General features: G+C 48.3%; 9 protein-coding genes, 2 pseudogenes and 1 riboswitch. Of the genes and pseudogenes, 10 read left to right on the forward strand and 1 reads right to left on the reverse strand.

Annotation, left to right across the window (positions count from 1 at the left end):
- The first annotated feature begins 297 nt into the window (after positions 1 to 297).
- A riboswitch (TPP riboswitch) is annotated at positions 298 to 419 on the forward strand.
- A 29-nt stretch (positions 420 to 448) separates the two neighbouring features.
- The 6 genes from LKD71_RS17090 to LKD71_RS17115 all read left to right on the forward strand — a co-directional run bounded on the left by LKD71_RS17090 (position 449) and on the right by LKD71_RS17115 (position 6,637).
- On the forward strand, positions 449 to 1,111 hold the full coding sequence (locus tag LKD71_RS17090; protein ID WP_227616320.1) for an energy-coupled thiamine transporter ThiT: 663 nt from the start codon (positions 449 to 451) through the stop codon (positions 1,109 to 1,111).
- Between the two features lie 174 nt (positions 1,112 to 1,285).
- Positions 1,286 to 2,530: a sn-glycerol-3-phosphate ABC transporter ATP-binding protein UgpC gene (gene ugpC / locus LKD71_RS17095; protein WP_227616321.1), complete on the forward strand. Its 1,245-nt coding sequence runs from the start codon at positions 1,286 to 1,288 to the stop codon at positions 2,528 to 2,530.
- A 183-nt stretch (positions 2,531 to 2,713) separates the two neighbouring features.
- Complete coding sequence (locus LKD71_RS17100; protein WP_227616322.1) at positions 2,714 to 3,463, forward strand: glycerophosphodiester phosphodiesterase; 750 nt, start codon at positions 2,714 to 2,716, stop codon at positions 3,461 to 3,463.
- Entirely contained in the window at positions 3,456 to 4,898 is a 1,443-nt protein-coding gene (locus tag LKD71_RS17105; protein ID WP_227616323.1) for an NAD(P)/FAD-dependent oxidoreductase, read from the forward strand. The genes LKD71_RS17100 and LKD71_RS17105 overlap by 8 nt, the downstream gene beginning before the upstream one ends.
- Complete coding sequence (locus LKD71_RS17110; RefSeq protein WP_227616324.1) at positions 4,895 to 6,259, forward strand: NAD(P)/FAD-dependent oxidoreductase; 1,365 nt, start codon at positions 4,895 to 4,897, stop codon at positions 6,257 to 6,259. The genes LKD71_RS17105 and LKD71_RS17110 overlap by 4 nt, the downstream gene beginning before the upstream one ends.
- A 12-nt stretch (positions 6,260 to 6,271) precedes the next feature.
- Complete coding sequence (locus LKD71_RS17115; protein WP_227616325.1) at positions 6,272 to 6,637, forward strand: DUF1667 domain-containing protein; 366 nt, start codon at positions 6,272 to 6,274, stop codon at positions 6,635 to 6,637.
- Between the two features lie 15 nt (positions 6,638 to 6,652).
- Here LKD71_RS17115 and LKD71_RS17120 read toward each other — a convergent pair whose 3' ends face one another.
- The gene (locus LKD71_RS17120; RefSeq protein WP_227616326.1) at positions 6,653 to 7,594 is read right to left on the reverse strand and encodes an AraC family transcriptional regulator; all 942 of its coding nucleotides are present in this window, start codon (positions 7,592 to 7,594) and stop codon (positions 6,653 to 6,655) included.
- 179 nt (positions 7,595 to 7,773) lie between these two features.
- Between LKD71_RS17120 and LKD71_RS17125 the strand changes: the two genes are divergently transcribed.
- The 4 genes and pseudogenes from LKD71_RS17125 (at position 7,774) to tnpA (ending at position 9,769) form a co-directional block, all read left to right on the forward strand.
- Positions 7,774 to 8,244, forward strand: a complete 471-nt coding sequence (locus LKD71_RS17125) for an MBL fold metallo-hydrolase (protein WP_227616327.1) — start codon at positions 7,774 to 7,776, stop codon at positions 8,242 to 8,244.
- Between the two features lie 21 nt (positions 8,245 to 8,265).
- Positions 8,266 to 8,664, forward strand: a pseudogene (locus LKD71_RS17130) (MBL fold metallo-hydrolase); the annotation flags it as partial.
- A gap of 95 nt (positions 8,665 to 8,759) precedes the next feature.
- Complete coding sequence (locus LKD71_RS17135) at positions 8,760 to 9,038, forward strand: hypothetical protein (RefSeq protein ID WP_227616329.1); 279 nt, start codon at positions 8,760 to 8,762, stop codon at positions 9,036 to 9,038.
- A 352-nt stretch (positions 9,039 to 9,390) separates the two neighbouring features.
- A pseudogene (gene tnpA, locus LKD71_RS17140) lies at positions 9,391 to 9,769 on the forward strand (IS200/IS605 family transposase).
- Positions 9,770 to 9,805 lie beyond the last annotated feature (36 nt).

Genomic DNA, 9,805 nt, shown 5'->3' on the forward strand with positions numbered 1-9,805 from the left:
CCAAATATGAGGTGCAGAACATCCAGTGGATGTTCGTTTTGCACCGACCGAAGCGGAGCGTAGACAGTAGCGATTTACGCAGTAAATCAGCGGATTTCGAATATTTGGAGGATTGCGGAAGCTGCGTAGCAGCGTAGCAATCCGGGTATCAAATGAGTGTCAAAAGACCTTTTGACACTCATATCATCTTATTCTATAATAAGAAGACAGGCGTCCTGCCGCGAGAGCGGCAGGGCGCTTTTTTATGTTGACATTTCGATATAGAATGGTAGAATAAGATCGGACATTTAATTTCATATCTTTGGCTAGGGGAGCTGATGCATGATTTATGCGATGGCTGAGACGCGCGGGGAATTTCCGCCGGACCCTCATGACTTGAACCGGGTAATACCGGCGTAAGGAAGCATAAAATGAGGCCCCTCCTGGATAAATCTAAGGAGGTATTTTTATGTCATTTTTCGTAACAACGGTGGATGATTCCTACCAGTTCACTACAGCAGGCTATGTAGCCATGTTTCTGATTCTGATCGCTGTTTTCGTGGGAGCCGCAGCTCTCGCCCAGAAGGGAAAACAGAAAAAGAGTATGAGTGCCAGGCATCTGGCCTTCTGTGCCGTATCGGTGGCACTGGCCATGGTGACTTCCATGATCAAGCTCTATTCTTTCCCGTTTGGCGGTTCTGTAACCCTGTTCAGTATGCTGTTTATCTGCCTGCCGGGCTATTTTTTCGGCGTGGGCACCGGTATTCTGACGGCGGCAGCTTACGGTATTCTTCAGCTCATCATTGAGCCTTATATTTACTTCCCGATCCAGGTGATCGTGGACTATGTGCTGGCTTTCGGAGCCCTGGGACTTTCCGGTCTCTTCTGCAATGCCAAACACGGCCTCATCAAAGGCTACATCATAGGCATCATCGGCCGTTATGTGTTTGCAGTACTTTCCGGCTGGCTGTTCTTTGGTGAGTATGCCTGGGAGGGCTGGAATCCGCTGGCTTATTCCCTGGCCTATAACGGAGCCTACATCTTTGCAGAAGGTGTGATCACCGTCATCGTCCTGATGATCCCGGCTGTGTCCAAAGCCCTGACTCAGGTAAAAATGCAGGCAAACGAATAAGTGAAAAATCTATGTAAAGAGAGTTTCGGAAAATTCTTCCGAAGCTCTTTTTCTTTTTACATTTCTAAAATATCTTAACGCGGGCTTAACAGACGCGGCGCTTCTCTTTTTACAAAGGAGCGGTATCCTTTGTAACGTTCAAGAATAACTGGAAAAGAAATGCAGGAGGAAGTAATGTCAAGTCTGGCTTTGCGTAACATATCGAAAATTTATCCCAACAACAACTGTGTCGTGAAAAATTTTAATCTGGAAATCCAGGATCAGGAATTTATTATTTTTGTAGGTCCATCAGGCTGCGGTAAGTCCACAACGCTCCGGATGATCGCCGGGCTGGAGGAGATCTCCGGCGGCGAGCTCTGGATGGACGGAAAGCTGATGAACTATGTGGAACCTCAGAAGCGGGAGATGGCTATGGTTTTTCAGAACTATGCCCTCTATCCCCATATGACTGTATACGGAAATATGGCCTACGCGCTGAAAATCCGGAAGGTTCCGAAAAAAGAGATCGATAAAAGAGTCCACGAGGTGGCAAGAATCCTGGAGATCGAGCATCTTCTGGACCGACGGCCCGGAGAACTTTCCGGAGGACAGCGCCAGAGAGTGGCGATTGGAAGCGCCATGATCCGTGAGCCGAGAGTTTTTCTCATGGACGAGCCTCTTTCCAACCTGGATGCCAAACTCCGGGTGCAGATGCGGGTGGAGATCGCGAAACTCCATGAGCGACTGGGAACCACGATCATCTATGTGACCCATGACCAGACCGAGGCCATGACGCTGGGAACGAGAATCGTCGTCATGAAAGAGGGCGTCATTCAGCAGGCAGCGGCTCCGGCAGTACTTTACAATAACCCGATCAACCAGTTTGTGGCCGGTTTTATCGGCTCTCCTGCGATGAATTTTTTCAAGACCCATCTCTTTGAGCGGGAAGGAAAAAAATACATAACGGTCCGGGACTGGGAGCTGCCCCTTTCTGATAGTCAGAGCTTTCTCCTGAAAAAAAGAGGCTTTGAAGAGGGAGAGATAAACTTAGGAATCCGGCCGGAGGATTTGCTCAGCACGCTGGAGGCAAAAGAGGCAGCTGTATGGAAATTCGTAGAGTTCCTGGTTTCTCCGGAATCCCAGGCTTACTGGAACTCCCAGACCGGTTATTTCCCGGTAAATACCAAAGCGCAGGATGAGGACGTCTTCAAAGAGAATATCGCAAAATATCCCCAGTTCCAGACTGCTCTGGATCAGCTTCACGATAGCGCACCCCAGTACGCCGGAGCTCTCTTAAGCGTCTTCCCGGAGGCAAGACAGATCGTGCAGCAGCAGATCGAAAACATGTTGAACGGTCAGGCCACACCGGAGGAAGCAGCAGCGGAGATGGCATATCAGATCAACAGTTCCATCGAAGAATACAACCTGGTAAACGAGTAAAAAGTGTTATAACAGAGCTGATACCGAATGCCCCGCAGGTTTTGCGGGGCATTTCAAAATTTCAGAAAAAAACTCTTTTCAATTTCAGAAAAAAGAAATATAATTTATGCAAAGCATACAAAACATGGATGTTTTAACAGATAAAAATAGAATAACTAACCAAAAGAATGAGGAGGCAGAACCATGAATACAAAAGTTTGGGCACACAGAGGAGCATCTGGCTACGCACCGGAAAATACACTGGAAGCATTTGAACTGGCAGCAAAACAGAAGGCCGACGGTGTGGAGCTGGATGTGCAGCTGAGTAAAGACGGAGAATTGGTGGTGATCCATGATGAGATCATCGACCGGGTAACGGACGGTAAGGGAAAAGTAAAAGATTATACGGTAAGAGAGCTGAAATCCTTCAAAGCCAATCAGACGCATCCGGAATATGCCAATTCCGTGATCCCTACACTGGCAGAGGTGTATGATCTTTTAAAACCGACCGGACTAGAGATCAATGTAGAGCTGAAAACAGGTATCTATTTTTATCCGGATATTGAGAAAAAACTGCTGAAACTGGCCCGTGAGAAAGGAATGGAGGAGAAACTCTGGTATTCTTCCTTTAACCATTACAGCCTGATCCGCATGAAAGAACTGGAGCCGTCTGTACGGACCGGGATCCTTTACGCAGATGGCATTGTAAATGTCTGGGATTATGCGAAAAAGACGGTAGGTGCAGATGCACTGCATCCGCTTTATTACAATATCCAGTATCCGGGATATCTGGAAAAGACCAGAGCTCTTGGGCTGAAAACACATGCCTGGACGGTCAACGAAGAGGCAGACATGAAAGCACTTACAAAAGCCGGGATCGAGGCGATCATCACCAACTATCCGGACAAAGCAAGAAAAATCATTCAGGAAACAGGAGGAACAGGAAATGTATGATGTACTGATCATTGGCGGGGGTGTGACAGGCTCGGCGATCGCAAGAGAGCTTTCCCGCTATGATTTGAAGACTGCCCTGTTTGAAAAGGGGGAGGACGTCTGTTCTGGCACCTCCAAGGCAAACAGCGGTATCGCCCATGCAGGCTTCGATGCGGCGCCGGGGAGCCTGAAGGCGAAAATGAACATCCGGGGAAGCCAGATGATGGAAGAGCTTTCCCGGAAGCTGGATTTTCCCTATAAGAGAAACGGTTCTCTGGTGCTCTGCTTTGACGAGAAGGACCGCCCCCGTCTGGAAAAGCTCCTGCAGCAGGGAAAAGAAAACGGCGTAGAAGGGCTGGAAATCCTGGAGAAAAAGGAACTTCTGGCGTTGGAACCCGCCCTTTCGGAAGAGGTGGTCTGCGCCCTTCATGCGCCGACCGGAGGCATCGTCTGTCCCTTTAAGCTGACGATCGCCCTGGCGGAAAATGCAGCGGTGAACGGCGTGGAGTTCCATCTGAATGAGGGCGTAAAGCGTGTGCAGCCCGGAACAGTGGAAGGCTATACCGTGGAGACCGGGAAGGGAACTTACGAGACCCGGATCGTGGTAAATGCCGCCGGACTTTACGGCGATGAGATCCACAATCAGGTCAGCGAGGAGAAGCTTCATATCACCCCGAGAAAAGGGGAATACTGCCTGATGGACAAAAAAATAGGCCAGCTGGTCTCCCATACGATTTTCCAGATGCCGACGGCCATGGGAAAAGGCGTGCTGGTGACGCCGACGGTTCACGGAAACCTGATGGTGGGGCCGACGGCCACAGATATTTCCGACAAAGAAGGGGTGGACACCACGGCAGAAGGCCTCGACGAAGTGCTGAAAAAGGCGGCTCTCAGCGTGAAGAGCCTGCCGCGGGGCGTGACGATCACCTCCTTTGCGGGACTTCGGGCTCATGAGGATCACGATGATTTCATCCTGGGCGAGGTAAAAGATGCCCCGGGCTTCTTTGATGCGGTGGGCATCGAGTCGCCGGGCCTTACCAGCGCCCCGGCCATCGGAGAGTGGATGGCGGAAAAGATCGTGGAGAAGCTCCGGAAGACACAGAAGGTAGATGAGAAGAAAGATTTCCAGGAGACAAGGAAGGATATTCCGAATATTGCTTCCATGGACCAGGCGGAGGCAGCAGCCCTGATTGCGGAGAATCCTGCTTACGGAACGATCATCTGCCGCTGTGAGAAAGTCACAGAGGGAGAGATCATCGACGCGATCCGGCGGCCTCTGGGAGCCCGTTCCCTGGATGGAATCAAGCGGCGGACCAGGGCGGGTATGGGACGTTGTCAGGCAGGATTCTGCTCTACGAAGGTCATGGACATTCTGGCAAGGGAGCTGGGGATTCCTCTGGAGGAAGTCACGAAAGCAGGCGGCGCGTCCAAGATGCTGACAGGAGGTGAGAGATGATGGCAGAAGGCAGAAAAAGTATGGAGACGGAACTGGCCATTATCGGCGGCGGTCCGGCAGGGTTGGCGGCAGCTCTGGCAGCGAGGGAAGCAGGCGTGGAGGATATCCTGATTCTGGAGCGGGATTCCGTTCTCGGCGGTATCTTAAATCAGTGTATTCACAATGGCTTTGGTTTGCACACGTTTCATGAGGAGCTCACGGGACCGGAGTACGCCTACCGGTTTATCGAGCAGGTGGAGGAGGCAAAAATCCCTTACCTCACCGACACGATGGTAGTGGATCTCGAGGAGGAAGAGGGAGAAAAATACATCACGGCCATGAACAGCAGGGATGGTCTTCTGACGATTCGGGCGAAAGCGATCATTCTCGCCATGGGCTGCCGGGAGCGGCCGAGGGGAGCCTTAAATATCCCCGGTTTCCGACCGGCAGGCGTCTATTCCGCAGGAACGGCCCAGCGTCTCGTGAACATCGAGGGAAAGATGCCCGGTAAGGATGTGGTGATCTTAGGCTCCGGTGATATCGGCCTGATTATGGCCCGCCGGATGACCCTCGAAGGGGCGAAAGTCCATACGGTGGCGGAGATCATGCCCTACTCCGGCGGCCTGAAACGGAACATTGTCCAGTGCCTGGATGATTTCGGCATTCCATTGAAGCTCTCTACCACCGTGGTGAAGATCCACGGAAAAGAGCGGGTGGAAGGCGTGACTCTGGCAAAGGTGGACGGTCATATGAAGCCTATCCCGGGCACCGAGGAGTATATCCCCTGTGATACACTGCTTCTCTCGGTAGGTCTTCTTCCGGAGAATGAACTGACCGAGGAACTGGGGGCGAAAATGTCGCCTGTGACCAGAGGGCCATTAGTAAATGAGAGTATGGAGACCAGCCTCTCAGGCGTTTTTGCCTGCGGAAACGTGCTCCATGTCCACGATCTAGTGGATTTCGTGAGCCAGGAGGCAGCGCTGGCAGGAAAGGCTGCGGCGGAGTGGCTGAAAGAGAATAGGGATAAAGTCACAGAAGCAGATGTGATTTTGGAGCAGGCAGAGGTGAAAGCTGAGATTTCCGGCGCTGCAGCAGACACAAAACGTCCCGCCATCACCGTCGAGACCGGCGCTCACGTCCGCTACACCGTCCCCTCAAAGATCCGTCCGGACAAAGCCGGTGAAGAAACGCTGATCCGCTTCCGCGTGGACAGCGTCCTGAAAGACCACTATCTTTGCGTCTCCTACGACGGCGGGCTTATCTCCCATAAGAAAAAGCGTATCATGGCTCCCGGCGAGATGGAGCAGGTAGTCATCAGACACAGCGACCTGGACCAGTATCCGGATCTGGCCCGGATCACTGTACACATCGAAGCAGAATAGGAGGGGGAGAAGATGGAAAAAAGAGAATTAACCTGTATCGGCTGCCCCATGGGCTGTGCCCTGACGGTGAGCCTGGAGGCGGGAAAGGTCGTTTCCGTGGAAGGCTACACCTGCAAGCGGGGCCGTGACTACGGCGAAAAAGAATGTACGAATCCCATGCGGACCGTGACCAGCAGCGTTCCGGTAACAGGCGGCGCCATTGCGATGGTTTCCGTCAAGACCGCCTCCGACATTCCCAAGGGAAAGATTCAGGAATGCATGGAAGCCATTCACACTGCCACAGCCCAGGCCCCGGTTCACCTCGGGGATGTCATCCTTATAAACATAGCGGATACGGGCGTGAATCTGATTGCGACGAAGGCGGTAGGAAGAAGGTAGGAAAGATAACCGGTTTTACTCTTCTTTTGCATGAAAAGAACGGTCAGAAAGTGCTTTCTGGCGGTAAAGAGAAGGAGAGAGACCGGTTTTCTTTTTGAAAGCCATAGAAAAATATTGTTCTGAGAGATATCCGCAATAATAAGCAATATCAGCACAGGAAAAATCAGAGTTCGTTAGAAAATAACGGGCTCTTTTTAATTTCAGATCTGTGAGATATTCCTGAATAGTGACACCTGTGATCTCTTTAAAAATGCGATAAAGATAGGTGCGTTCCAGACCGACAGCATCGGAAATGCTTTGCACGGAAATATTCTTGAAATAAGAATTTTCAATCAGAGAAACCGCCTGGCTTACATAATATTCTTTTCTGGTTAATGGTTTGATGTTCTGGTTGTATTGCATCAGTCTGGAGCAGAGAGAATAAAATTGTCCAAGAGCAAAATAGCTGTCAGAGATAGAAGCGGTGTTTAAATCGATGAGAGGCTTTAGGATATTGGCAAGCTCTATTGTCGATTCATAATGAAGGATGGGAATCTGGTAAGTAATGTTACATAACTGCATAATTTCCAGAGCATCCCTTCCATCGAACCCAACCCAATAGTAGACCCATGGATCCTGGGGATCAGACTGATAGCAGATGGGAACATGAGGAAAGAGAACGAAACAGTCATTTTTTTGCAGATGATAGGTCTGTTCACGCAGTTGATAAGTTCCTTTGCCTGATACAATGATATGCAGGACAAAGTGGTCAACTACCTTTTGCGCAGAATAATGTCCATGCAGAGTTTCATGGTAACCGCAGTCCAGAATTGTGATGGTTTCCTTTGTGGATGGATTGGAACGGAAATAACTGATTTTTTTAACTGTCATAAGAACTCCTTTCAAACAAAATCCCAACGTAGCTGTTATGCAGACTTCTGCCTGACTATAGAACAACAAAATATGAAATAGTAACAACAAAATTCTCTTTTCATTTTACCAGAATATGGTATAAATAACAATATAGAAAGATAAAACAGCCGGAGAAATGCATCAAAAATAACGAAGGAAAAATAGAAAAAAGATAAACAAAAGAAAAAACAGACAAAAAACAGACAAAAAACAGGTATATTTTCTAAACACAGATAAAAATGTTTATGACAACATTTTATGTAATTTCTCTGAAACTTTTCAAATATAAGATAACGGATGTGGTGACAGATATGAAAATTACTTATTACGGGACATCAGCCTCGGAAGCCTGGCCGGCATTGTTTTGTGAATGTGAGGCATGCAGGCTTGCAAGAAAGTATGGAGGGAAGAATGTAAGAAGCAGAAGCCAGACACTGATCGATGATACATTGCTGCTGGATTTTCCACCGGATACCAATTACCATGCACAGGTGCTGGGGCTCAATCTCAGGAGAGTCCGGACGCTATTACTTACGCACAGCCATCATGACCATTTCTTTCCGGCAGATCTTGGCTTGAGATCTGACCAGTATGCAGAAGGTCTTGCAGAGGAAAAACTTACCATATATGGAAATGAAACAGTTATAAGTATGTGTGAGGATGCAAAGCGGGTCTGCAGGAATCCGGAACAATATATTACATTCCATGAGATCTAGCCGTTTGAAACGTTTGAAACGCCGGATGCTTATCAGGTGACGGCACTTCTGGCAGATCATAACCAATCGGAAAAGTCCATGATGTATCTGATCCAAAGAGAAGGAAAACAGATCTTATATGCCCATGATACAGGAATCTTCCCCGAAAGCACCTGGAAATTTCTGGAAGGAAAATATCTGGATCTGGCAAGTCTGGACTGTACGGCACTGAGCAGGGACTGGAGACAGGGGCATATGGGCTTTCAGGCAGTTGATGAAGTCCGTGACCGTCTGAAAGAAATGGGATGCATTGATGGGAAAACAACACTGGTTTTGAACCATCTGGCCCATTACGGAGACTTTACGCATGAGAAAATCTGTGCACTGGAGAATCCGAAAGGCTATGAGGTTGCCTATGACGGCTGTTCTTTTGAAATATAACTGCCGGTTACGCTGGGCTTTATCAAATTGAAGATACGGATGGAAAAATTTATACACTGATGACCACCGGCTCCTGCCTTGGAACAGCAGTTAATATGAATGTCTGTGAGGCAGCAGGCGAGATCAGCACACTGCCTTCTGAGACTACAAAATCTTATGGTATGCAGATGATGGAAGAAATGGAATCCCATTTCCCGAATGTATTCTACGATAACCTCTGGGATCGTAAATATATGCCGTCCGGTATGTGGAATGTATTCCAGGTTGCTGCCGGTATGTTCTGTGAAGATCAGTCTGATGACAGCAAGCAGGAGATCATCGATTACCTGAAAGAAAACCATACAGATCTTTACGAGGCTGCTCAGGAAACATAAAGACAGGAAGGGAGCTGGAAGACAGCTCCCTTTTTTAAGTTTATCAGCAGCGAGGATGACAGAAGATGGAGAAAAAAGAAAAAGGATCTTGTTATTACTAAGCATGCCGGCCTTCCTTTTGATTGTGATCTTTATGATCGTTCCAGGGTATCTTTTTTTAACAAATGTAGCAAGAATTCTCCCACCTCTTCAGGTGGTGAGATGAATTGCATATCTGAGCATATCTGCTCAAAAAAGTCCTTATAGTACAAAAGAAACACTTGTTCTCTATCGCCTAATATAGTATACTGAAAAGGAACATTAGTTCGCAAATACATATCAGTCGATATAAGAAAAAAGAGTGATAAATACAATAGAATCAGACCATAATTCCCATTCAGCATTTTTACTATATTATCACCTGCTGATGGTTATAAAATACAGAAGAAAAATATGGAACGACGAAATATCCGAAAGAGAAAAAGAGAGCTTTGAGTATATCGCACCCGGATACGGGATCGTACTGGAAGAATGGAATCACGATACAGACCATGTTCATGTGATGTTCCGCGCACAGCCAAAGACAGAACTCCGTAAATTCATCAATGCCTGTAAAAGTGCCAGCAGCAGACTGCTGAAGCTTCTGTCTGCTCCGTGCAGGCGGGGCGCCGATTGAAACGATACGGCAGTATATAGAAAGCCAGGGTGAGAAAAATGAACCGCGCCATAAAAATAAGGATCTATCCAGATAAAGAGCAGAGCGTTCAGATAGAGAAAACAATCGGCTG

This window comes from Fusicatenibacter faecihominis, from assembly GCF_020686945.1.
In the GTDB taxonomy this organism is placed as follows: domain Bacteria; phylum Bacillota; class Clostridia; order Lachnospirales; family Lachnospiraceae; genus Limivivens; species Limivivens faecihominis.